The following is a 22,751-nucleotide window of genomic DNA, read 5'->3' as shown; positions in this document are numbered from 1 at the left end:
CTTTCTGTTGGCAAGAGGAGGAAGCAATCGTGAATATATACAAAAACAATCAACTCACCTTAACGTCTTCGGTTGTTTCCATAGGAGCGTTTGATGGTCTGCACCGCGGCCATCAAACCCTCATAAAAGAAGCAGCAAAAAGAGCGCGTGAATGGGGGGTTCCCTCTGTCGTATACACTTTTAATCCTCCTCCCCGCGCTTATTTTCAAAACACCAAAGTGTTAACGAGTGAAGAAGAAAAAATAGAACTTATTAAACAACTTGGAATTGATTATGTTGTAATGGCCGATTTCAACGAAGCATATGCTTCCAGGGAAGCAGAGGAATTCCTGTTAGAGCTTGAATTTCTTTGTCCCAGAGAAATTTGGGTTGGCCCTAACTTCCAATTTGGAAAAGGAAAAAAAGGCGATGTCACCTTGCTTTCTAACTATCTTCCCGTAAAGGTTCACCCTCTTGTAAGGTGTGAAAAAGGAGAAATTATTTCTTCTACCAGAATAAGAGAATTACTTCAAAAAGATAAAAGAAAACAAGCCTATCACCTGCTGGGAAGACCTCAAATGGAATCGTTAAATATTTGAATTTTTAAGGAGGAGAAAATATGCAAAAACAAGCTGCCAAAAAAAATGAACGTGTCGAAGAGGTTTTTGATTTATTCCTTAAACACATGCAGGCGTTTTTAAAAGAAGCAAACTTAAATCATGAAGAATACACAAATTTCGTGAAGTGGGCAGACCGGTTAGGCCGAGCTGGAGAGCTTCCTCTATTCGCAGATGTATTTCTCGAAACGCATGTGCTGCAAGCGATGTATACAAAAATGCCAGGCACCCAGCCTTCTCTATTAGGTCCGTATTTCATTGAGGGGTCTCCTTACATTGAAAAAGAACCGGGGAAACCACACGTTCTGACGCAGCGGCCGAACGAACCGGGAGAAGTTTTATATTTTTCCGGAAACGTGAGCAATACAGAAGGGAAACCGCTGACGAACACAAAAGTAGAAATGTGGCAGAACGATCACTCCGGTAAATATTCTGCTTTTGATTCGGATGCACCAAGATACAACTTAAGAGGACATTTTTATACGGATGAAAACGGCAATTTTGAAGTGCAGACGATTGTGCCGGTCCCCTACTCCATCCCAACCGAAGGTCCTACTGGAGAATTTCTAAATTATTTGGACCAGCATTCTATGCGCCCTGCCCACCTGCATATTATGTTTGAAGCAGAAGGTCATGAAACCTTAATTACCCAGGTGTTCTTTGAAGGGGATGAATGGCTGGAAACCGATGTGGCAGAAGGGGTTAGAGAAGAGCTTATAACAAAGCTGAAAGATAAAGGTGATCATAAAGAAGCTTCTTTGAACTTTGTTATGCGTCCGGAGTAAGTAAGGTACAAGCACTGATTGAAAAGGGGCATGGATGAATGCCCCTTTTCAGATTTCGGAAGAACGGAGGATTCGACCTGTTATGGTGATGATTAAAAACATTTCTACAGAACTGTTAGATATTCCGATCAAACGCCCGCATCAATTTTCAACCGTGAAAGTGCACGGCATTGGAGAAGGACCACTCCGGGGATCTGGTGGAACGGCGAAAGTGTAGAAACAATGAAGCTTGTCATTGATCAATATGCAAACCGTTGCTTTTGGACGAGGATCCAGGCAGGGTTGAGCGGCTTCTGCAAAAACTAAACCGGCAAATCCGCGGGAATGCTTTTGCGAAGGCAGCTGTTGAAATGGCGCTCTTTGATGCTTTAGGAAAGACCTATAAGGTTCCAGTTCATCAACTGTTAGGCGGACTGCACCGCGCAGAAGGTGATATTCAAGAAGCCAAGAATTGTGTGTCGTCAGGGCAGTATGCCAATTTCAAAACGAAATCAGGAAAAGAAGCGCCGGAAGATGATGCGAAGTGCTCGATCCGCATCGCAGAAGGTATTAAGGGTTACTCCACCATCGGAATGGATCCAAATGGGTTGTGGGACCGGATAACCACGATGAAATGGATGGATGCCTTTTTCGACGTTGGCATAGACTTTCTCGAACAGCCCCTCCCCCCTGAAGATGTGGAAGGATTAGCACATCTTTCTGAATGAAAAAAGTTCCGATTATGGCAGACGAAAGCCTGGCTTCCGTACAAGATGCGATGCGTCTTGCCAAAGAAAACGCAGCTGCCATCTTTTCGTTAAAGATTCATAAATCCGGCCGTATGAAAAACACGGTAAAAATTGCTGGTATTGCGGAATCGGCCGGTATCTCCTGCTTTGGGGGGGACGTCGCTGGAAAGTTCAATCGGAACCTCTGCCTGCCTGCATGCCTATGGTTCCATCCCTAACCTCGACTGCGGAAGCGAACTGTTCGGACCGGACTGGCTCGCCGATGACCTTGTAAAAGAACCGCTTGTATTGAAAGATGGATGTATAGAAGTGCCAGAAAAACCGGGGCTTGGTGTAGAGCTGGATGAAGAAAAAGTTTCTGCTTATCAAAGGAAAGCTGCAGTTTCTAAGTAATGGGATATTGTAATGAATCGGTCGGAGGATGTACTGCATTAGTATCGCCGCGTTGATGCTTTGACTCAAATAGCTGAAATTCCGACTCTTACTGCTGAGTTTTGCGCAATTAGAGCTGAACATCTTGCTCTTACCGCTGAACCTTGCACGATTAGAGCTGAATCTCTTTCTCTTAGTGCTGAAACTACCGGGGAGAACCTGATGACACTCCAATTGATCCTTTTAATTAAAATACCTCAAAGGAGGCATAACCACGATGAAACATTTAGCTCCCCCCCTCCCTATCTATCTTATGTGATATGAAACTTACAGTGGAGGGTGCCCATTTACCCGGCAAAACCCCAATCGGGAACCGGAGAATCATTCGAGTAACCGGCGGGAAGCTGCGCGGGGAACAGTTAAACGCCGATGTTATACCCGGCGGGGACGACTGGATTACAGTTCGGGAAGACGGAACGATTATCCAGGATGTACGCATTCTACTGCAAACCAACGATGATGCTTTGATAATGATGACATACCGGGGAATTAGAACAGGAACGCCTGATGTGCTGAAGCGTCTTGATAATAATGAAGACGTAGACCCGAACGAATATTATTTTCGCACCTCCGAAACAGCTTCTCCAGCATATGACTGGCTGAACCGCCGAATTTTCGTCTCTAGAGGAGTACGTCTGCCGGGAAAAGTAATCTACTCTATTTACACTATAGAATAGGCAGGAAAGGAGCCAAGAGTGATGGGACAACATATAACGACGAATACCGGCCATACATTATACGTCCATGAAACGCCTGTTGATGTGGGCACTATTATAGCTGCATATGGTTTAACGGGCAATCATAAACAGTTTCACTATTATCAAGAATAACTGTCAGGCCGCTACCGCTTTATCAGCTATGATCTTCGCGGTCGCGGCAGCAGTGATCCAGCTGACCCACAAACCTCTATTTTCACTCATGCCGACGACTTAATAGATTTAAATGAAATCCCTGATACAGCTTCCTATCACGTTAGTGAACAGCTGCTTCAAAAAGTAAATCAACGATAAAAGAGAAGTCTCGCAAAGCGGGGCTTCGTCTCTATAGGAGGTTTAAGCATGCCAAATAAAAATACATGCACGTTTCAACCAGAAGACCTTAAAACAAAAGAGATGTACAAGCTATTAATAGGCTCTGTCGTTCCGCGCCCAATAGCATGGGTCTCCTCTGAGAGCCAAGACGGCATTCTAAACCTGGCTCCTTTCAGCTTTTTTACCGTAGCATCACCTTCTCCGCCTACACTTGCTATTTCCATTGCACCAGCACAAAACAAAGAAGCCAAAGATACACTGACCAATATTCGGACCCTGAAAGAATACGTGATCAACATCGTACCCGAGGATTTGGGAAATCCCATGTATACATCTTCTCAAGCCTTTCCGCCCGATGTCGATGAATTTCAACAAGCCGGTCTGACACCAGAACCTTCTATTAAAGTGAAACCGCCAATGGTTAAAGAATCACCTATCGCTTTTGAGATGCAGCTCGATCAAATTCTTCCTATCGGCGTTTCTCACCTGGTGCTTGGCAGAATCATTCATATTCATATTCAAAAAGATATTTATATCGATTCCTATAAAACAGATATTGAGACGTGGAAGCCTTTAGCGCGTCTCGCGGGCAACTATGCCTCTATCTCTTCTCCTTATTCGCTTCCAAAGGAATAAGTTCTTTTTAGTCATAAAAGCTGCAAGTTCCCTCTACCCAGGAAACTTGCAGCTTACTGTTTAATAATTCAACCCGTGTCCAAATTCATAATGATCTTCAATGGATACCGGGAGTTTTCCTCCGGGTTCGGCGCCGAAGATGATGTCAACCGCTGCTTCCCAGGAAATCTGTATCGGAGAACCCCACCGTTCAATAGCGTAGGAAGAGATATGAGCATCGACTTCCGGATAATCTTTTATGTCATATGGCAGACCTAAGGACACTGTCACTACTGGTTTTCCGGTATCCTGCATTGCTTTCACCAAGTCGCTTTGCCCTTCCGGCAGCTCATCAGCGGAGAAGGTTGGAATGATGATTCGGTCTGCATTTTCTGCTTGTTCGGCTGCTTCATCGATTTCATCACTAGTTGGATTCTCTGACGTAATATATCTTTCTACGTCTCCATTTGTAGTATCAGAAACGGCCTCAGCAATATCTTCGATGTAGTAGCTTTGATTATAAATTTCTGGACCGGCAACGAAAGTAATCTCGTTGGTATTCTTGTCAAATGGCAAGGCGTCATTATCATTTTTAACTAATGTTATGGATTCTTGGCCGATGTCGGAAGCGAACTCTTTATGGCTGCCTGTGTTCGCTATATTAACAGCTTCTGTTGGATCGACAAAACGATTTTCAAACAGATTATACTCGAATTTTTTCGTTAAAATACGTTTTAAGGACTCGTCCAATCGTTTATTCGAGAGTTCTCCAGATTTATAGGCTTCTAAAAGTGCTTCAAAGGTTTCTTTTTGCTGATCCAGCGTCCCCGTTGCCATGACAATATCTCCTCCGGCCTGAACGGTCATTATGGCCGCTTCTCCTGCACCCCATTCTTCATCAATGGCATCCATAGACATTGCATCTGTGACGATAATTCCGTCAAAGTTCATTTCTTCTCGCAGCAACCCAGTCAGAACTTTTTCCGATAAGGTGGCCGGCAGTTCCGGGTCCACTGCTTCAACGATAACGTGGGCCGTCATGATTGAATCAGCACCTGCATCAATGGCTGCTTGAAACGGCGGCAGATGTATTTCTTCGAGAGTGTTACGATCATAGGTTACGGTGGGAAGGTCATAGTGTGAGTCTTCATCTGTGTCGCCATGGCCAGGAAAATGCTTAGGTGTAGATAAGACACCGTTTTTCTGATATCCCTTAACATGCGCTACCGTCATGTCTGAAACAAGTTCGGTGTTTTCTCCAAACGAACGAACACCGATGACAGGGTTAGCCGGATTGGTGTTTACATCAGCTACTGGAGAGTAATTCCAATTAAACCCTGCGGCCTTTGCTTCTTGAGCCGTTACACTTGCTATCTCTTCCGCAGCTTTTACGTTTTGGGTCGCTGCAATGCCCATCTGACGTGGAAATGCCGTGGCATCTTCTACATGCTGGCTCGTCCCATATTCCAGGTCGGCCGATGAAAATAACGGCACATTACTTCGAGTTTCAGAGGCCCATTCTTGCAGCTGATTGTTATAAGCTGCTGTTGTGGCAGCATCCCGGTTTCCGTAAATAATGACAGAACCTGCTTTGTATTCTTTAATTAACTCTTTTGTGTCCTCATTTGGCATTTGATCTTCGTTATCATGAGTGGAGGGCATAACAAGCTGTCCTATTTTCTCTTCAGGTGTCATTTGCGCAATGATGCGCTGAACCATCCCCTTGTTTGCCTTTTCTGTGGGAACATTAGGGTGTTTCATTTGAGGCTGGGACAAATAGGTTTGGGCAAACGTTGAAGCTGGAGCTGCAAAAACGACAGCGGCCAACAAGGTACTCAGCAGCGGTACAAACTTCTTCATTTTCTTTTCCCCTTCCATTTTTGTAATCCCTTTCAATGTAAAAATACTACCAACAAATAGATGTGGTTGTCTATACCAGAATGAAAAGAAAGGAATATGTTCTTATTTTATTTCGCAGGTCAAAAGAAACTCCTGAGTGTATTTCATACATAATTTTTTTCCTAATAAAACTTAAACTTCTCTTTCATCCTGCTTCATATTCCTTGTTTACAGTGTTAGTTGAAATCCTTAGGACAGAAAGCAAATCTGACAACCTTATTTTCTAAAAAACAATTTCTGTGAAAAATTATCTTACGAAGTTGCAGAAAGATAGAAATTTCTTTTATATACTGGTTTTAAATTAACAAATGGAATATTTACCTGGCTGAGGTGGTGAGTGTTCCATGTTTCCTAAAATGGTACAGTGGTCGATTCTTATTGGGGTGTATTTTATAGGAATGAAGCTGTCAAGCTTATTGCATCTTCCACTGCCAGGAAGTATCGTCGGAATGCTGTTACTCTTTGTTCTTTTATCAACTGACATTATAAAACTGCAGTGGATAGAAAATGTAACAAGCCTCCACTTGCAGCACATGACTTTATTGTTTATTCCGTTTATTGTCGGTATATTTCTTTCGTTGGATATTTTCCGAGTACAAGGTTGGAAATTGTTATTCGTGTTAGTGATCACAAGCTTGATTGTGCTGCTCGGTACCGCGTATACGGTTCAAGGCTATGAATGGTTCAAATCAAGGAGGATGAAAGAAAATGATGACTAACTTGATGTTTAGCACCGTTTTGACTGTAAGCAGTTATGCGGCTGGATTAAAAGTGTTTCAACGGTTTCATAAACCTTGGCTGAATCCTCTGTACACCGTAACTCTCTTTTTAGTGCTTGTACTTTCTTTTGTCCCCTCTGTCGATTATGAGTCTTATTTACAAATAACCGATATATTTTCCTTTTTTCTCGGCCTTGCGACGATTTCACTAGCTGTTCCTTTGTATAAGCAGCTGCTAGTTTTGAAAAAGCATGCAAAAAAAATTTGTCTGGGGGTGATGTTAGGCAGTGCCGGCGGCATCCTGTCCGGATTAGTGCTGGCAAAGTGGCTGTTGTTTCAAGATGAAATTCTCTTTTCTCTCGTTTCAAAATCGGTGACCATTCCTGTTGCTTTATCTGTAACTGATGTATTGGGAGGTGTTCCTTCGCTAACGGTGCTATTTGCATTAAGCTCAGCGATGTTTTCTTTGACGTTCGGCCCGAAAATCCTACAAATTGCCGGGATTAAAAGTAAGGTTGCAAAGGGAATGGCATTAGGGGCTTCCGCACAAGCCCTTGGGGTCAACAGAGCTTTGCAATGGGGCGAAGAAGAAGGGTCGATGGGCAGTGTTGCGATGTGTACCTCTGCCGTGTTTCTATCCATTTTAGTCCCTGTTCTTGGGTTTATGGTTCATTAATTTTTTAAATTTAGAAAGGAGAATGTGAAAATGGAAGTAAAAGAATCTTTTCACATCGATCGGAACGGATCTCATCAAATGCTGAACCTTGTGCGGCAAGCCAATCAATTCCAAAGTTATATTGTGCTGGAGGCCAACAACAAAGTGGTCAACTGCAAAAGCCTGATCAGCATCAGCGCCTTTTTAACACCTTCGGAAAATATAACATTAAAAGCTGTTGGTGATGATGCAAAAGTAGCAGTGACCACGCTTCAGCGTTTATTTAAATAAGAACTCCCTCTCTCACTCCTTTATACAGTCCTCGGACGTCTGCACAGACGGCCGGGGGTTTTTCTTTGCCGAGGAGGTTGGGAGTTGGGGTAGGGTTAGCTACTGAAAATTATGCTTTTTGCGTTATTTTTGAGGGGATATGCTGTGCTTTTCTTTGTTTATGAGCCGCTTTTTACGATTTTTGAACAACTTTAGGTATGTTTTGAACATTTCCGTTTTGGGGTCTGGCCCAACATATTTGATGGGGCTGCTGACTCTTAGCGTGATGGACCAATCTTTCTCGTTAATGCGCTGCTTTCTCTGAATCATGCACAATATCTTCACTAATTATGAGCCACTTTTCTTCGGTTATGCACAACTTTCATTCTGATATGAACCAAATGCTTTTTAGAGATAACACACTCTTTTCAAAAACGTATTACCTTCTTTTTCTTATGCACCAATCTCCGCCTCTTATGAACAACTACCCAATTTTTATCAACCACTTTCTATCTTTTATGCACAACAAAAATCCAACAGACTTCGGTTCTCTTCTCAGGGTCCGGCTCCCACAATATGCTCTACTTTTTATGATTTATGCGCTGCTTTTCACCGGTTTAGATCAAGACTTCTTCTTTTATGCACCACTTCCAGCCTTTTATGCACCGAGAACCTCGATATTTACAAACAAAACGCCTGGAGATCCACCAGGGGCTTTTGTGATTCGCTTATTTCTCTCTACAAGCTAAAAACCAGGGATTTTTCAATTCTTTTTTATTATATAAAATCGGCTTGCCATCTTCGGCTGTTGTGACTTTTCCACCCGCTGCTTCGACGATCGCATGACCGGCGGCTGTGTCCCATTCCATAGTGGGGGCATACCGTGGGTAAAAGTCAGCCTTTCCTTCTGCGATCAAGCATAGCTTTAACGAGCTGCCGGCCGAAATGGTTTCCACCTCGTCATATTCCTTTGTCAACTTTTGAATAAATTGCTTTGTTTCCTCAGACATATGAGAGCGACTTGCTATTACACGAATATTGTTGTCATTTTGTGCTGGAACCGGCAGCTTTGTGCCGTTCTCGAACACCTTATTCAAATTATCGACCTGACTTGCTTTTTCTATTTTTACAGCGCCTTTGTTTTTTTCTCCCACATATAACACGTCCAGGGCCGGAGCGTAGATCACGCCAAATACCGGGCTTTCCCCTTCAATAAGAGCGATATTCACAGTAAATTCTCCGTTTTTCTTTATGAATTCTTTCGTTCCATCAAGCGGATCAACGAGCCAGAATTTGTCCCAGGATGCTCGGTTATCATAGGAAAGGTGATTGCCTTCTTCGCTCAAAATTGAAATATCAGGAAAAGACCGTTCCAGTTTCGCTTTTATAACAGTATGAGCACGCTTATCAGCTGTTGTTAGCGGTGACTCATCTTCTTTATAAGCTACATCAAAGTCGGTTTTATAAATGGTCATTATTTCTTTTCCAGCTTCAATTGCAGCATCAATAGTCGTTTGCATGTTCGATTCCTCCTGCACCTTTTCATTGATCTTATGTACAGCTTTCGCTTAAGGAAAGACTGCTCTTTTCTAGCATAGCATCTTATCTACTTGATGTGGGAGCGAACAGAACGGTTAATCAAACGTTTGATTTATTTCTTTTTTGAACTGATTTTGCGGTTTTATGTACAAATTTCAACGGAAAATGAACGAGAATCCCCATCCTATGAAAAAAAGGAGACGGGGATCCGTTCCCCATTCTCCTTTTTCCTACTTAATTTGTCTGGTCGCTGTTGTTAAATCCTGTTGTTAATTCTTCCGAAAAAGCGGTTTCTGTGTTAGGCATAGCACGCTGAACATTAGAAAGCATATTTCTCACAGGCTGTCTTCCGTTGTTGCGTCCCTGTGCCAGACCAGCCCAAGCAGCTCCTGCTCCTATTCCGATCAGCGTCAGTACCATCCCTGTGCCCATTCCGCCGCGGTTATTGCCTCGATTCCAGCCCATAAATCTTCGTCTTCGCCCCATGTTCAAGAAAGGTGCTAACCAGCGAAAATTATTCATCCCTAGATTCCCCTTCTCTCCAAAAAAGTCGGGATAAAGAATATCCCACGACTTATTTTTAACCGTTTTTGTTCACATTATCAGTAAGAATTTCACCCCTTTTATTACCATAAATATTATTAGTTTAAATTTGTACACTATGTAGTGTTCACCACACATGAGGGAATGAAAGATGATGAGAAATTTTTTCGTTTATACTTGGACTGTTTTGGATCCTTTTTATTTTAAATTGACCCGATTAACAGACCTTTATGATTCCAGCGATAGATTTAATAACATCTTTCGAGTAAGGCTCACTTCTTACAAGGGTACTGATGTTACACTCTCTGATGGAACAAAAATTAACAAAAACGATACTCTCTTAAAAATTCACTTACACAATATCCGTTTAATCAATGAAATGAACTCTTTGCAAAGCGATATTCATAAAGTTCTGTATCTTTATAAAATGGTTCAGCAATCGCTTCCTGGCCTTGCTGCTTATATCCAAAATCTTGAAAATAATGACCAAATAAAAGGAATTATGGGCATTACTCTTTTAAATAAAGGCTGTGCCAGACTTGGTTTTGAATCATTTGATATTACCAATCCATTTTATAAATGTTTTAAGCTGTTGCCCTCCCTGGCGATCAGTATGTTAGCCACTCCGACTGCATCCCTTTCTTCTTTAAGAAAGAAACAGCCTAAATACATTTTTATGTCCAAAGAAAAGCTCTTTGCTTCTTGTAACAAAACTCACCAACACCAGATCCTTAAACAGAACCTCTCTTCGAATACTGCGTTTCCAAGCGGTCATGAGAAAACGTAGAAAAGCCAAAACCCTTATCTCAAGGGTTTTGGCTTTTAGCTTATTTTCTCATTTGCTACGTCTTTAGCAACAGACAAGGTATGAAGCGTAATTTCCGGCCGGCAGCCGATTCGAATATTTAGACCTGTCTGCCCTAAACCTTCACTAATATAAAATGGCTTACCATCGTAGCGCTGCAATCCTTTAATCATTTTCATCCGAGCAAGCTTACCCATTTTTACCAAGTGATAAGCTTTCGGGTACAGCAATTGCCCTCCGTGAAAATGTCCCGAGAGAAGATAATCAAAATCATAGTTCTTCATATCAAGCACCACGTTAGGATCATGCGTCAGCACTAAGTTATATCCGTCTTTTACATGTTGATAAGAAGTAACGAGGTCGCTTCTTTTCGTACTGTGATCATCAATACCAATAATATTAACAGGGTGACCATTTATATTAAGAAGACGATGCTCATTTTGAAGAGTCTTACAGCCATGCTCTTCTAACGTTTTCTTTAACGTAGCAAAATCCTTCTCCTTCAGCACATAATCATGATTTCCAAAAACGGCGTATGTGCCGTAACGCGGATTTAATTTATTTAACGCATCCAAATAGGGAACAAGCTTTGGAAGCGTACGTTTTCGATCGAGAAAATCACCTGTAATAGCGATAAAATCGATAGGTTCGTCCTTTAATTTCTCATACAGCTGAGCTGGCGTAATGGAGATATTTTCAAGATGCAGATCCGACAGATGCAGAACATGAAGAAACGAATCAGAAGTCTCGTCCGTCTCGTCTGTTTGGTTTATTTTCACTTTATTAATAACGATTTGTTTTGTATTGTCATATGCTTTGTAACCAATAATAACAAACAAAAGCACAACAAATAACCAAATCATTCAGCAACACCTCCAATGCTTGATTATACAGGAAAAAAAGCAAATTTTACTTAGTAATTCTTGGAGGTATTGCCATGTCATACTGATGCATTGGAGGCTCTTATAATGATTTACTATGCAAAAACAGGTCAAGTCAACTACGGTGACACAATAGGCATTCTTATGCTTGATACCCACATTCCATTTATCCCCGGTGATATTGGAAATTCTGCTACCTTCCCGTTTCCTGTCCGCCATAAAAAAGTGAGAGGATTAAGCGTTGCCCAAATGTATGAAAAGAAAGAAGCCGCTCTTCCAAGTATAATTTCAGCCGGTAAACAGCTTATAGAGGAAAGCGGCGTCCAAGCCATCACTGGAAACTGCGGCTACTTATTACTTTTCCAGCAAGAACTAGCGAAAAACCTTGGGGTTCCCGTATTTATGTCGAGCTTGCTTCAGCTTTCCATGATAGAAAAAATGTTTGACACCTCAATGGAAAAAATAGGAATTATTACGGCAGAGTCGTATCGTTTAAACACTAATCTACTGCTGGCTGCAGGCACTACGCCCAAAAATGTTTACATAAAAGGATTAGAAAATAAACCACACTTTGCTGAAGCTGCCATACAGGAAACAGGAATGCTGGATACACAAAAAATAGAACAAGAAGTAGTAGAGGCCGCAGAAGAAATGATGATTTCTGACCCTGAAACGTCCGTATTCTTACTGGAATGCAGCCTTCTCTCTCCTTACTCCAAGGCGGTGCAAGAAAAAGTGCAGTGTCCTGTTTTTGATTACGTAACTCTTGTACATTGGGTTTTTGAATCAATCATTAGAAAATGATGGAGAAAGAGTTACCACTGATCGTACCAAAAGTTCATTTTTTCAAAAATTCTAAGATCCCTTCACGTATCAATTATTGCTTACCTGATTAATATGCAATAAAAAACAATTCGTTGTAAAAACAGCATTTGCTGTATCTTTTTAGTACCTTGCATTGAAAACCTTCATTTAAAAAAAAGTTTAAATAAGCTTCTTCGTCCTGAATATAGTTTCCATTATCATTTTTATCCATAAACCAATTACTGACCGGTGTATTTTCAAAAAAACATGGTTCTATAACGACAATTTTTCCGCCATCCGGGTTTAGAGCTTTTCGAAACTCTTTAATATAAGAGTTTACTTTCTTTGGAGGGATATGATGGAGAACAGCAATTATCATAATGACATCAAATGATTGCTCCATAACAGGAAGGGTAAATCCATTAATAACATCAAAACGATAATCGGGATAGGTTCGTTTAGCAAATTCAATTCTTTTTTTACTTAGGTCTAATCCTAGATAGCCTGAAGGTTCACAAATTACAGAGTTAGCACCTGTTCCAGCTCCAAAATCCAACACGCATTTCTTAGAAAAATGGACATGCTCTGTCAATAGATTATGTATGTACTTTTGAGTAATCCACTTTGGACGAATGAACCAGTGATATAGATGGGGAGTTAATTCCATAGACAAACTTTCTCCTTTGGCACTTAATTCTTCAAAGAACCCTACTTGATTGCTCTTCTTGTATACTCCCCTGTGCTCTTCCCTTTATACCTGCTCATAATGAGTTTTGTACTTTACAATTAGATACTTTATATTCCAAGCTATTGTTTTAAAAAGAGACTTCTTTCATTTTTTATCACTAAGAAAAAATTGGGCCTAACAATCAATTGAAAGTTTCCGCCTCACATTAAAATATGTCAGAGGAGCTGGTCTAAAAAGGAGCAGCTCCTTTCTAATTTGGTTAAAAATAAACCGCTATCTTTTCCAAAAATTAAGTCAAAGTTTGACTATAAAAAATAAATTAAATCTCGAATAATTAATCGTAAACAAATAATAAATTTCCATACATTAACATTCTCCTTACAAAGTTTAAACTGTGGCTTTAAACCTCCTTTATAATCTTTCGATAGAGTAATAGGTGAAATAAAGGAAGGGAGAGTGACAAATGAAAAAGTGTTTAGGGTGCATTTTAATGGCGGTTCTTTTTTTCACCATGTTTTTTCCAAGCGGAATGGCGTTAGCTGATGATGAGGTGTCAACCAAGGATCAAAAGCAAATCCTCAACATTTCTCACCGTGGCGCTTCTGGTTATGCCCCTGAAAATACGATGGCAGCCTTTGAAAAAGCGGTGGATATGAAATCAGAAATGTTTGAGCTGGATGTACAGATGAGTAAGGACGGAGAATTGGTTGTGATTCATGATACCACTGTAGACAGAACGACAGACGGTACGGGCGAAGTAAAAGATCTAACATATGACGAAATCGCTGAGCTGGATGCAGGGAGCTTCTTTAGTGAAGAATTTGAGGGTGAAAAAATCCCGACACTTGGAGAAGTGCTTGACCAGTTCAAAGGAAGATCCGGTATACTTATTGAGTTGAAATCTCATTCGAAATACCCAGGAATCGAGCAGAAAGTAGCGGATGAACTAACCTCCCGCAATATGGACAAGCCAAATAACAACAAAATTATTGTTCAGTCTTTTGACCATGAATCCATGGAAACCTTCCACTCCATTCTTCCTTCTGTTCCAGTAGGTGTTTTGTTAAATTACAGCCCGGATGGTATTTCTGAAGCAGAACTTTCGGATTTCGCTCAATATGCAGACTATGTAAATCCTAATAAAGACATGATCGATGCTGACCTGCTGGAGCGTATTCATGATTTTGAAATGGAAACACATCCATGGACAGTTAGAGACCAGGAATCAGCTGATTATTTATTAAATTTGGGGGTAGATGGTATTATTACCGATTATCCTGATTATGTGGATCCTCATAAACAATAATTTTTTATATTTACTATTTATAAAAATTATAGAGCAGAAAGCGGGTCTTACCCACTTCTGCTCTTTCTTATATTATTACCTCTTTACTTTTGTTATTTTCTTTTCTACCCGAGGCAGAACTTCTTCTTTCATTAACCGCATCGACTTTTTCCACACCTCAGGGTTTTCGCTGTAATCATAACCTGTGATAAGCAAGTGACCAAATCCTCCTACCTTTTCATATAGATTGGCTAATTTATCCGCAACTGTTTCTGGAGAACCAACAAACCAGTTATGTTTCGCCACATATTCGGTGGTAACGTCGTTATCGTCCACCGATTCTTCATGTTTGAAGACAGATATAGCACCCAGCTTTTTAAAGAGAGGAAGCCAGTATTCTCGGTGCTGTCTTCCCATCATGGAATATAAGCTTCCTTCCATAGCTTCTTCGTCTGTATCTGCGACAAACACATCACGGGTAATTCTCCAAACATCCCGCTGCGGATTTTTGCCGCTTCTTTTTGCCCCTTCTTCTACAGAATTCCAGTGACTCGCTATATAGTCCAGATTAGCTCCAAGGCTCATCGGGATAAACCCTTTTTCCCCTGCCATTTTCAGCGTTTCTGACCCTGGACTTAATCCAGTGACGCCAATAGTTGGATGTGGTTTCTGATAAGGCTCTATATGTGGCTTTAAATATTCATCGCCTTCTATTTGATTCGCATTCCAATAGGTTCCCCGGTATTGAAAAGGCTCTTTTTCCTTCCAAAACTTCAGCATGATTTCTAATGCTTCTGCTGTCATTTTTCTATTTTCTCCATTGGCTCCGTCTACATCGAAGGTTTCATAATCACTGGGAAGTCCCCCTGCCCCAATACCGAGCATTAAACGGCCCTGTGACAGATGATCCAGATAGGCAACCCGGTGACCTAGTTCGACAGGATGATGGTAAGGAAGCAAGTGGGCTCCAGGTGCAAGTTTAATTTGCTTTGTCGCTTTCAGCGCCTGCGCAATTATTAAGTCTGGTGCCGGAATCGGTTCCCATGGTGCTGTGAAATGTTCTCCAATCCACGCTTCGCCGTAATCGAGCTGATCAGCATATTGAATCATCTCTATGTCCCATTCCGTGGCGTCATAAAGACTTCTTTCAGGTGGATGTGTCGGCATTAAGAACAATCCTATTTTCACAAAACCATCTCCTTTTTCAGTTTTTAAAAAATTACTAGTACCCGCACAGCTGCAAAAAACACCCCTTCTAAGTAAACGTTTTCATAGATGGTATCAACAAAATTTTATTATTAGTGTCGAGTGCTCTTGGGGTAAGAGAAGGGGCATAAAGCAGAACGGCCGGTAAACAGAGGTGACAGATGAATAGATAGTTATTTAATTATGATTCCATGTGCTTTTTAAAATTCCTTCAGACTTTTCAAATTCATTTTAGTTGACATTTCCATCTATTAACTTTAAAATTATATTTGAAAGCGCTTACAAATAAAAGGAGCGGGTATTATGTCTACGAGTACTTTAATCATTGAAAAGGATAAAGACCAACTCATTGCTGCCCTTTTAGATCTCAATATGTATAAAATGCCGGACGGCCGGCAATTTTATGAAGCCACGGAAAAAGAATTGAAAAAGCAATTTTTGCTAAAGAAATCCTACATTTCCTGATTTTTCATAAAAATTTTTAAGAAACATTACTTTAAATGAATACCCAATTCAAAACCATCAGCCTAAAACGCAGGTTGATGGTTTTTTTCGTGTCAAATCACTAATCCATTTCATGCAACCATCATAGACTAGGAAAAAGGATGTTTGACATGAATAATACAGTGATTGGGATATCTGTTTTTTTTATCTCTGTCTCTCTTTTCTTCTTTGTTTTCACCTTCTGGACCCACGCGAACACAAATTACTACAACTCCTATGAAGAATTAGCCGAAAATGAAGTATTAAATGAAGATTATGAGATTAACTATGAACAAAGAAACAGCGATATATCCATTCTCGCGATCCACGGAGGGGGAATTGAACCTGGAACATCAGAAGTGGCAAAAGGTTTGGCCCACCAAATAAATGATTCATACTACCTCTTTGAAGGAATAAAGCCAACAAACAACCTGATTTTGCATATTAATTCAAAGAATTTTGACGAGCCGATAGGACGAGAAATAGCACAAAATTCTGTAAGCGCTTTATCTATTCATGGGTACCATGGAGATGAGACCATCATTTATGTAGGCGGACGGAATCGAGAATATAAAGAAATGATAAGGTCCTCTCTTCAAAAACGCGGTTTTCAAGTGGAAGATGCACCAGATGAAATCGCGGGAACGAGTAAAAATAACATTGTAAACGATAATCAGTTAAAAAAAGGGGCCCAGTTAGAGTTAACTGCTGGATTGCGAAAATCTTTTTTTGAAAACCATGATTGGTCACGAAAAAACCGAGAAAATACAACGGATATTTATGATCAATTTATTGACGGACTGAAAGAAGCTACAGAAGCTTACGATGTTATGCTTAAACAATCCAACCGTTAAAACAAACGTTTGACATAATTTAGACACAGGAGAGTGATATAATGTGAAAATGACAAGGTAAGAAGGGAGATAGAAGAAGTGAGTCCATATCGAGAACTTGCTGAAAGTGTTCGCATGACTGGCAAGGGCTCCTGTCCATGGCTTGCAGCAAAGGGTGACAAGCTAGAGCTCATTGGAAAAGGCCGAAGTGCTTATGTTTTTAAAATCCTTCGATCACAAAAAGTACTAAAAGTGTTCTTTCCCGATTTCACAAACATAGCAGCAGAGGAAGCTGGCATTTACCGTGATCTGGAGGGATTGGAATTTTTCCCGGCCTTATATGAGGCCGGCTCCAACTATCTCGTGCTCGATTTTATAGAAGGCCATACGTTATTTGAATGTCTGCAGCAAGGCATTCCGGTTTCAGAACAAAACATGAAAGAGGTCGATCAAGCATTGAACCTCGCACGAAACAAAGGATTGAATCCATCAGATATTCATCTGCGAAATATTATGGTGACCCAGCACGGTAAGATAAAAATTATAGATGTCGCGCGCTATCGGCAAACAAAGCATTGTACTCAATGGGAGGATTTAAAACGAGCCTTTTATCGTTTTTATAAGAAGCCTTATTTCCCAAAAAGACTTCCAATATTTATTCTAAATATGATTGCTGCATTGTATAAAAAAAAATGGCTGCCGGAATTTTAGTGTAATAGGAGACCTGTTATGCTGCAGTCGATTACCACAGGAAGAATTGCTGCAAAGTTTCTTGGAGATGCGGCGCGGATCCTCATTTCGCTATTTCACCTAAAAAGGGCTCTATGATCGTAGTTGCGGACACTCTGGACCTCTGTCCGCAAACACCTTCAAATCATAGGAATTCATAGAAATAAAGGAACCAGTGTCCTTTACTTTTCCCCCTCTGCTTTATTGCCTCCTCCACCTCTTTTTTATGAGGCACAAAAAAAGACTGAACCTACGTCCAGCCTTTACACATGTATTAATAAAAATCCGAAATGAACGGCGTTTTCTCCATCATAATTGTTGCCACCGAAGATTGATCAATAGCTGCTTGTACCGATTCTATCGGGAAGAATGAAACCCCAATCAAGAGAATCAGGATCACCACATACGTTTTGACTACGCCAAATACACCGCCAAGCCCCTTGTTGATCGTGCGGAGTATAGGTAAAGAGGCAAAGACTTGCAGTATTTTGCCAAGCCAAAGAACCATCAAGTTGGTTATAATAAATGCACTGAAAAAACCTAGAACGGTGTAGAAAATCCCTTCATAACCCACTCCAAGGAATTCCGGGTATGGCACCCAAGTACGGAGCCAGGAAGCAATAGAGTTATAAAAGAAAAACCCTGCAGCAAGCGCTAGTAAAAAACTCGATAATCGGACGAATTTAGAAACAAACCCTTGGCGAAGACCGATGAAAAAGCTTCCGATCAACAGCAGGATAATGATAATGTTTACGAGCATAGTAAGTACCTCCTTCGTGGTGAGAAAATGGCAGCTCGTTGAAGTAAATATATCATGGTTCATTGCAATAAAGAAACTATCTTTTGGATTAGTCCATGAGGAAATTAATGGAACACCAGGGCCATTTGTATGAGAAAGAAATAAAGCTGCGTCTATCACAGCTCAGCAAGTTAACCTTGATTGTCATTTTTCTAACGCACTTTGTTATTACTATTACTAACCGTATAAAAAAGATGGGTCACACCGGGGGGATTCGATCACCCTCACTGCTTCTAACTCCATTCTCATATCAGCTGCTTGATCAAATAGCCGGACGCCCTTCCCGAGCAGTACCGGTACCAAATGAAGGTGAAGTCATCAACAAGTCCTGCCTGTAAACATTGGCGAGCTGTACTCGCTCTCGCCACCCCTACGTTTTTGCTACCAGCAGCTTCTTTTGCTTGTTCCACAGCACTCTCGATACCGTCGGTCACGAAAGTAAAAGTCGTTGAACCTTGGGGTACTTTATTTGGAACATGGTGAGTCCATACATATACAGGAACTCCGTGAACCCGCCCCATCCACCTACCACATCAAATGTCCGTCTTCCCGTCACCAAGGCACCAGTACTGATAAACGAGGTATTAAACACTTCTCTGCTGCTGTTTGATAGATGGAAAAATCATTAAACTTACTGGGGGTTTCACCGCTGAAAAGCCAGTCATGGAGAATGTCTCCTCTTTCTCCCAGCGGCTGTTCCGCGTTGTCGTTGGGACCTGCAACAAATCCATCCAGTGACATAGACATATCAACGATAACTTTTCCCATAATTATTGCTCCCCTCTAAATCAACATTTTTCAGAATGTTTACACATTCCTATTTTAGCATGTAGCTTTATTATTGATTTCTTATGGTTAAAAAAACTTAAATAGACCAGCTCCTTTTTTCTAGCTGGTCTTCTTCATTTTATTTCGGGGTGTTTGTGGCACAGGCATCTTAGGATTAGAGAAATATGAAAAGTTAACCCGCCACCTTAGGCAAAGTTATCACGACTCCTTAATTCTCAGGCGGGCTTGGGAACAGCTGAACAACTCGCACTATGACAGATTAACAAAGCTTCTTCAGCATCCCAGAGTCATAAATTTATTAAATAGCAGGTTTAACGCTTTAAAATTTGGAGCGAAAGTGTTTAAAACAAAAAAGTCTCATGAACAGAAGTACATAAAACTGTCTGCAGGCGTAAAAAATATTATTGATCCAACGATACAACAAGGAGAGAGATGAGCCTATGAGTAAACGCTCCAAATCGAAACGCAACATTATAAAAGGAAAAGATGCTGTACAACCGAGTACTGGAGAAGATCGAATTACGATTTCCAAAGTCAGCAGAGAATTAGAGGATAGAAAAAAATAAAAAAAGGAGAATGACAAATGGATGCACAACGAGCACAAGAAATTTCATCTTCCACTGAGATGGCAAATGTGATGTATCAAGGAGAACCTGTTTATATTGAACATGTTGATCAACAAGTTGGAGTAGCTACTATTCATTCCCTGAATGATCCAAACAAAATTCAAAGTGTTTCCGTGACCAGTCTGGAAGAAAAGTAAAGCAAGGAGCTGTCTCATAAGTTAGTTCTCAGTAAATGCAACTGGAATATACTTGCTTTCACCCTCAGGGCACAAGTGCGGCATCTACTCCAGCTCGCTTTTCTCGTTCTCTAGTGTCTTCTTTGCCGCGGGCGGCGGTTTAGTCACTTCGTGAGCAAAAAACGTTCACAGCGGGGGCTTCACACCATCGCTTGTTTCGTAGGAGTCTCGCATATTCCAATTGCAAATGTCCACCATACCCTAATCTAACCTTTAGAGACAGCTCCTTCTCTAATGTATATAAACTGAGAAAAAATTTGACAAGCTCCCAAAAAGACAGTAAAATAAATTGATTACTTACCCACCCTCTTACCGTGAGTAATTTTCCACAAATAAACCCTCTCCTCATTCATTTCCAATTGCTGGCAACCCCCTTAAATGAATGCAGTATCAAAAGAAGAATATAGTTTTAGATCAATTCACACTGGAGCGGTCATCGGAGCCGCAAGGACGAAAGAGCAGGAAGGGCTTTTGTTGTTTTATGTATCATTACTATGTTTGAATATCCCTACTGATAGGTGGAAATAGAACAAAACCAGCAGATGCAATATTTGCTGGTTTTGTTGATGAAATCAAGCTTTTTTGACGGCTGTCCAAACCGTCCACCGATCTTTTTCTTCTAGCTTCCCTTTTTCGGTCACTTGATGATTGATATAGGTAATCAGTTCTTCAATCTCTGCATTCGATAGCTCATGAAGAATAGAGCGGCCGGCTCTTGAACGGATCTCGTTCAGCATCTGTTTTTTGATGTATACTTTTGTCTCGTTTCCCATAATTTTATCTCTTTTACCTCTGTAAAGCCGGCTGCCTTTAGTTCCCTTATAACAACTTACCAGGGTATCTTCTTTTCGTCTCCACTTCCGCTATACGAGGAAATAATTAAGATTCTATATGCTTCGGAAAAACAGGATTCACCTTCCTATTAAAAAAGAGCACTCCATAAGAAACTGTTTCTTGTAGTGCTTCCATACGAAATTCTGGCTCTACATTATTTATAATACCTAAATACATACTACTAACAGCCAGTATACCGGATATAACGGCTCCAATTGGTGAAAAACCCTGATTAAATGCATAAATAACTAAGAGTAAAAACACAATACCTACCACTAAAAATATTAGACTTAACCAATCTGGCTGAAAAAATAATTCTGTATCTGGGCCAATTGGAAACGATACGAGCGATTGAAATAGAACGGACGAATCTTCTCTGTTTAGGGTGTGAGCTATATTATGAGGTGGTTCCTGCTCACTCATAAAACCAGTAACTACAAATATGGTCAATATAATAATACTCTCGGCCCGCCACCAGCGGCGCGGAGACAAATTTGGCATTTGTTTTATTTTTTTCCTTATGAAAAAGCCGTTTATACTTGCAAATACTAATAACGGTATAAATAATAAATGCTTTAATAATAAAGCTTGCCCATAGGTCAGCATCCAGGAATTAAAGATACTCTCCGTTAGAAAAAATGTCATGAACACACCTGAAAAACTAACGGTTATAACACATGTAAACGCAACTGGAGTGAACCAATCAATAAAATGGTGCCAGTTATCATCATTGTTAGAAAACCAGCTTACAACGAATAGGGCACCCACCCAACAGCTGACCGCTAATAAATGCAGAATATGAGAAGTTGCTCCCGGATAGCTTCCCATGTTCGCCGAATGTCCGACAACTCCCTGTGTCACAATCATTCCAAAGGCAAGTAATAAACCGAAAAGATAAACATTTGAAGAAGATAATTGTTTACACATCATCCATATTAAGACCAAAAAGATAATGGAAAAAAACAATAAGGCCGTCCAGGCTCTTCCTGCTTCTATATGCTGCAATACGTAAAAAAAGCTAGCAAGTATGAACTCTTCTCGATACCCGTTTACACTAAAGGCTAAATCCAGAACTGGTATGATGGCTAAAACTGGTATACACAAGACACTGCCCGCCAGCCATTTTTTTGGCAGAACAAGCTTGGGTTTTTTATCTTCTGGAACAAGAGAAAGTAAACATATTCCGATGACGATAGCAAAGCAAACATACAATAAACTATTGCTTATTGCATAAATCATGTCCTTTTTTTCCTGAATAAAAATATGATAAATCCTACCGCAATGACAATTAACCCAACAGCAGCCGGTAAGAGAATTCCATTATCATTATTATCTGATTCCTGTGGTTGTGCAGTTTGTTCCTGCTCTTCAGAATCTGCGCCTTCCTCTAAATCAGTTTCTTCCTCTGCAGCAGAATCCTCTGTTTCATTCATAGATTCTTCGTCGGTCCCTTCATAGGAGTAAGATAGCTCTTCTTCCATCACATGCCCATCTTCCCCAACAATACTATAAAACAAAGTATAATCACCGTCCTCTAACTTCTCAGGAAGGTGGATGACAATCGTGTCTTCCGGGTCGTGATTTACTTCCTCCAAATCTATTTCTGCCCCATTTTCATCGGTAAGTGTTACAGTGTTTGGTTCCTGAACCATGGAATCAAAGGAAAGCGTAATTGTAGAAGTTTCTTCTCCAAGGACCGCTCCTTCTTCTGGTTCGGATCTTTCAAGATGGGTATGAGCTCCAGCTGAAATTGGAAATGCAAACAAACCTACAAGAAAACAAATCATTATTCTTTTCACAAGAAGCACCCTCTCTTAAAGATACACTTAAAACTATAGTAACATAATAGATCATGGATGATGTTAATGTTCAACATTTTTTCAAACATTTTATCAATAATTTGCTTGTATCTAACGTTCTTTTAGCCTACCGTTAAATGAAGAAGCATAAGGAAAGGGTGATTTTAATGCTGCCAGCAGAAAGGCAAAAACAAATTTTAAC

30 protein-coding genes and 1 pseudogene are annotated in these 22,751 nt (G+C 40.6%); 20 read left to right on the top strand and 11 right to left on the bottom strand.

The features are described from left to right. The first annotated feature begins 29 nt into the window (after window positions 1-29). From ACE1TI_RS00750 to ACE1TI_RS00715, 8 genes and pseudogenes are all read left to right on the top strand, one after another. Window positions 30-578, top strand: coding sequence for an adenylyltransferase/cytidyltransferase family protein (locus ACE1TI_RS00750; RefSeq protein WP_375005655.1), 549 nt, complete (start codon window positions 30-32; stop codon window positions 576-578). Between the two features lie 20 nt (window positions 579-598). Beyond that, window positions 599-1,381 carry a dioxygenase family protein gene (locus tag ACE1TI_RS00745; RefSeq protein WP_375005654.1) on the top strand — a complete coding sequence of 261 codons (783 nt, stop codon included), beginning with the start codon at window positions 599-601 and terminating at the stop codon, window positions 1,379-1,381. Window positions 1,382-1,463: 82 nt separating this feature from the next. Next, complete coding sequence (locus tag ACE1TI_RS00740) at window positions 1,464-1,598, top strand: hypothetical protein (RefSeq protein WP_375005653.1); 135 nt, start codon at window positions 1,464-1,466, stop codon at window positions 1,596-1,598. Between the two features lie 43 nt (window positions 1,599-1,641). Beyond that, window positions 1,642-2,088, top strand: coding sequence for an enolase C-terminal domain-like protein (locus ACE1TI_RS00735; protein ID WP_375005652.1), 447 nt, complete (start codon window positions 1,642-1,644; stop codon window positions 2,086-2,088). Then, window positions 2,085-2,502 (top strand): annotated as a pseudogene (locus ACE1TI_RS00730) (enolase C-terminal domain-like protein). The gene ACE1TI_RS00735 and the pseudogene ACE1TI_RS00730 overlap by 4 nt, the downstream one beginning before the upstream one ends. A gap of 287 nt (window positions 2,503-2,789) precedes the next feature. Continuing rightward, on the top strand, window positions 2,790-3,218 hold the full coding sequence (locus ACE1TI_RS00725) for a DUF3237 domain-containing protein (RefSeq protein WP_375005799.1): 429 nt from the start codon (window positions 2,790-2,792) through the stop codon (window positions 3,216-3,218). A 21-nt stretch (window positions 3,219-3,239) separates the two neighbouring features. Next, window positions 3,240-3,371: a hypothetical protein gene (locus ACE1TI_RS00720; RefSeq protein ID WP_375005651.1), complete on the top strand. Its 132-nt coding sequence runs from the start codon at window positions 3,240-3,242 to the stop codon at window positions 3,369-3,371. 228 nt (window positions 3,372-3,599) lie between these two features. Continuing rightward, a complete protein-coding gene (locus ACE1TI_RS00715; RefSeq protein ID WP_375005650.1) occupies window positions 3,600-4,208 on the top strand; it encodes a flavin reductase family protein in 609 nt (202 codons plus the stop codon). A 60-nt stretch (window positions 4,209-4,268) separates the two neighbouring features. Here ACE1TI_RS00715 and ACE1TI_RS00710 read toward each other — a convergent pair whose 3' ends face one another. Next, window positions 4,269-6,047, bottom strand: a complete 1,779-nt coding sequence (locus ACE1TI_RS00710; RefSeq protein ID WP_375005649.1) for a glycoside hydrolase family 3 protein — start codon at window positions 6,045-6,047, stop codon at window positions 4,269-4,271. A 383-nt stretch (window positions 6,048-6,430) separates the two neighbouring features. Here ACE1TI_RS00710 and ACE1TI_RS00705 point away from each other — a divergent pair, with 383 nt between their 5' ends. Genes ACE1TI_RS00705 through ACE1TI_RS00695 form a run of 3 tightly spaced genes read left to right on the top strand, consistent with a single transcriptional unit; the run spans window position 6,431 to window position 7,751 of the window. After that, entirely contained in the window at window positions 6,431-6,805 is a 375-nt protein-coding gene (locus ACE1TI_RS00705; RefSeq protein WP_375005648.1) for a CidA/LrgA family protein, read from the top strand. Continuing rightward, a complete protein-coding gene (locus ACE1TI_RS00700; protein WP_375005647.1) occupies window positions 6,795-7,481 on the top strand; it encodes an LrgB family protein in 687 nt (228 codons plus the stop codon). Before ACE1TI_RS00705 ends, ACE1TI_RS00700 begins: the two co-directional genes overlap by 11 nt. 30 nt (window positions 7,482-7,511) lie before the next feature. Next, entirely contained in the window at window positions 7,512-7,751 is a 240-nt protein-coding gene (locus tag ACE1TI_RS00695) for an HPr family phosphocarrier protein (protein WP_375005646.1), read from the top strand. A 707-nt stretch (window positions 7,752-8,458) separates the two neighbouring features. On the opposite strand, the gene cysQ is transcribed toward ACE1TI_RS00695, so the two are convergent. Both cysQ and ACE1TI_RS00685 read right to left on the bottom strand, forming a co-directional pair. Then, a complete protein-coding gene (gene cysQ / locus ACE1TI_RS00690) occupies window positions 8,459-9,250 on the bottom strand; it encodes a 3'(2'),5'-bisphosphate nucleotidase CysQ (RefSeq protein ID WP_375005645.1) in 792 nt (263 codons plus the stop codon). Window positions 9,251-9,503: 253 nt separating this feature from the next. Next, window positions 9,504-9,791, bottom strand: coding sequence for a hypothetical protein (locus ACE1TI_RS00685; RefSeq protein ID WP_375005644.1), 288 nt, complete (start codon window positions 9,789-9,791; stop codon window positions 9,504-9,506). A gap of 175 nt (window positions 9,792-9,966) precedes the next feature. Between ACE1TI_RS00685 and ACE1TI_RS00680 the strand changes: the two genes are divergently transcribed. Continuing rightward, entirely contained in the window at window positions 9,967-10,599 is a 633-nt protein-coding gene (locus ACE1TI_RS00680) for a YkoP family protein (RefSeq protein WP_375005798.1), read from the top strand. A 35-nt stretch (window positions 10,600-10,634) separates the two neighbouring features. Here ACE1TI_RS00680 and ACE1TI_RS00675 read toward each other — a convergent pair whose 3' ends face one another. Then, window positions 10,635-11,480, bottom strand: a complete 846-nt coding sequence (locus tag ACE1TI_RS00675; RefSeq protein WP_375005643.1) for a metallophosphoesterase — start codon at window positions 11,478-11,480, stop codon at window positions 10,635-10,637. 105 nt (window positions 11,481-11,585) lie between these two features. Here ACE1TI_RS00675 and ACE1TI_RS00670 point away from each other — a divergent pair, with 105 nt between their 5' ends. After that, window positions 11,586-12,302 carry an aspartate/glutamate racemase family protein gene (locus ACE1TI_RS00670; RefSeq protein WP_375005642.1) on the top strand — a complete coding sequence of 239 codons (717 nt, stop codon included), beginning with the start codon at window positions 11,586-11,588 and terminating at the stop codon, window positions 12,300-12,302. A gap of 88 nt (window positions 12,303-12,390) precedes the next feature. Here ACE1TI_RS00670 and ACE1TI_RS00665 read toward each other — a convergent pair whose 3' ends face one another. Beyond that, window positions 12,391-12,969 carry a class I SAM-dependent methyltransferase gene (locus ACE1TI_RS00665; RefSeq protein ID WP_375005641.1) on the bottom strand — a complete coding sequence of 193 codons (579 nt, stop codon included), beginning with the start codon at window positions 12,967-12,969 and terminating at the stop codon, window positions 12,391-12,393. Window positions 12,970-13,453: 484 nt separating this feature from the next. On the opposite strand from ACE1TI_RS00665, the gene ACE1TI_RS00660 reads away from it, so the two are divergent. Beyond that, a complete protein-coding gene (locus tag ACE1TI_RS00660) occupies window positions 13,454-14,296 on the top strand; it encodes a glycerophosphodiester phosphodiesterase (protein ID WP_375005640.1) in 843 nt (280 codons plus the stop codon). A 75-nt stretch (window positions 14,297-14,371) separates the two neighbouring features. Here the strand turns inward: ACE1TI_RS00660 and ACE1TI_RS00655 are convergent, their stop codons facing one another. Beyond that, window positions 14,372-15,463 carry an LLM class flavin-dependent oxidoreductase gene (locus tag ACE1TI_RS00655; RefSeq protein ID WP_375005639.1) on the bottom strand — a complete coding sequence of 364 codons (1,092 nt, stop codon included), beginning with the start codon at window positions 15,461-15,463 and terminating at the stop codon, window positions 14,372-14,374. A 321-nt stretch (window positions 15,464-15,784) separates the two neighbouring features. Here ACE1TI_RS00655 and fbpA point away from each other — a divergent pair, with 321 nt between their 5' ends. From fbpA to ACE1TI_RS00640, 3 genes are all read left to right on the top strand, one after another. Continuing rightward, window positions 15,785-15,946 carry a Fur-regulated basic protein FbpA gene (gene fbpA, locus ACE1TI_RS00650; RefSeq protein WP_375005638.1) on the top strand — a complete coding sequence of 54 codons (162 nt, stop codon included), beginning with the start codon at window positions 15,785-15,787 and terminating at the stop codon, window positions 15,944-15,946. Window positions 15,947-16,095: 149 nt separating this feature from the next. Beyond that, window positions 16,096-16,818, top strand: a complete 723-nt coding sequence (locus tag ACE1TI_RS00645) for a poly-gamma-glutamate hydrolase family protein (RefSeq protein WP_375005637.1) — start codon at window positions 16,096-16,098, stop codon at window positions 16,816-16,818. A 78-nt stretch (window positions 16,819-16,896) separates the two neighbouring features. Then, window positions 16,897-17,508, top strand: coding sequence for a protein kinase family protein (locus ACE1TI_RS00640; protein WP_375005636.1), 612 nt, complete (start codon window positions 16,897-16,899; stop codon window positions 17,506-17,508). A 292-nt stretch (window positions 17,509-17,800) separates the two neighbouring features. Here ACE1TI_RS00640 and ACE1TI_RS00635 read toward each other — a convergent pair whose 3' ends face one another. Next, window positions 17,801-18,286, bottom strand: coding sequence for a CvpA family protein (locus tag ACE1TI_RS00635; protein WP_375005635.1), 486 nt, complete (start codon window positions 18,284-18,286; stop codon window positions 17,801-17,803). Window positions 18,287-18,393: 107 nt separating this feature from the next. On the opposite strand from ACE1TI_RS00635, the gene ACE1TI_RS00630 reads away from it, so the two are divergent. Continuing rightward, entirely contained in the window at window positions 18,394-18,663 is a 270-nt protein-coding gene (locus tag ACE1TI_RS00630) for a hypothetical protein (protein WP_375005634.1), read from the top strand. Window positions 18,664-18,877: 214 nt separating this feature from the next. Here the strand turns inward: ACE1TI_RS00630 and ACE1TI_RS00625 are convergent, their stop codons facing one another. Then, on the bottom strand, window positions 18,878-19,093 hold the full coding sequence (locus tag ACE1TI_RS00625; protein WP_375005633.1) for a hypothetical protein: 216 nt from the start codon (window positions 19,091-19,093) through the stop codon (window positions 18,878-18,880). Window positions 19,094-19,554: 461 nt separating this feature from the next. Between ACE1TI_RS00625 and ACE1TI_RS00620 the strand changes: the two genes are divergently transcribed. Beyond that, on the top strand, window positions 19,555-19,680 hold the full coding sequence (locus tag ACE1TI_RS00620; RefSeq protein WP_375005632.1) for a hypothetical protein: 126 nt from the start codon (window positions 19,555-19,557) through the stop codon (window positions 19,678-19,680). A 17-nt stretch (window positions 19,681-19,697) separates the two neighbouring features. After that, window positions 19,698-19,877, top strand: a complete 180-nt coding sequence (locus ACE1TI_RS00615) for an H-type small acid-soluble spore protein (protein WP_375005631.1) — start codon at window positions 19,698-19,700, stop codon at window positions 19,875-19,877. Window positions 19,878-20,488: 611 nt separating this feature from the next. Here the strand turns inward: ACE1TI_RS00615 and ACE1TI_RS00610 are convergent. The 3 genes from ACE1TI_RS00610 to ACE1TI_RS00600 all read right to left on the bottom strand — a co-directional run bounded on the left by ACE1TI_RS00610 (window position 20,489) and on the right by ACE1TI_RS00600 (window position 22,549). Next, window positions 20,489-20,689, bottom strand: a complete 201-nt coding sequence (locus ACE1TI_RS00610; RefSeq protein WP_375005630.1) for a hypothetical protein — start codon at window positions 20,687-20,689, stop codon at window positions 20,489-20,491. 106 nt (window positions 20,690-20,795) lie between these two features. Beyond that, window positions 20,796-21,989: a copper resistance D family protein gene (locus ACE1TI_RS00605; RefSeq protein ID WP_375005629.1), complete on the bottom strand. Its 1,194-nt coding sequence runs from the start codon at window positions 21,987-21,989 to the stop codon at window positions 20,796-20,798. Continuing rightward, on the bottom strand, window positions 21,986-22,549 hold the full coding sequence (locus tag ACE1TI_RS00600) for a copper resistance CopC family protein (RefSeq protein ID WP_375005628.1): 564 nt from the start codon (window positions 22,547-22,549) through the stop codon (window positions 21,986-21,988). Before ACE1TI_RS00600 ends, ACE1TI_RS00605 begins: the two co-directional genes overlap by 4 nt. Window positions 22,550-22,751: the final 202 nt, after the last annotated feature.

Origin of the sequence: Alteribacillus sp. JSM 102045, from assembly GCF_041949975.1 — a bacterium.
GTDB lineage: Bacteria > Bacillota > Bacilli > Bacillales > Marinococcaceae > Alteribacillus.
This window is presented reverse-complemented; position numbering and strand designations above follow the sequence as displayed.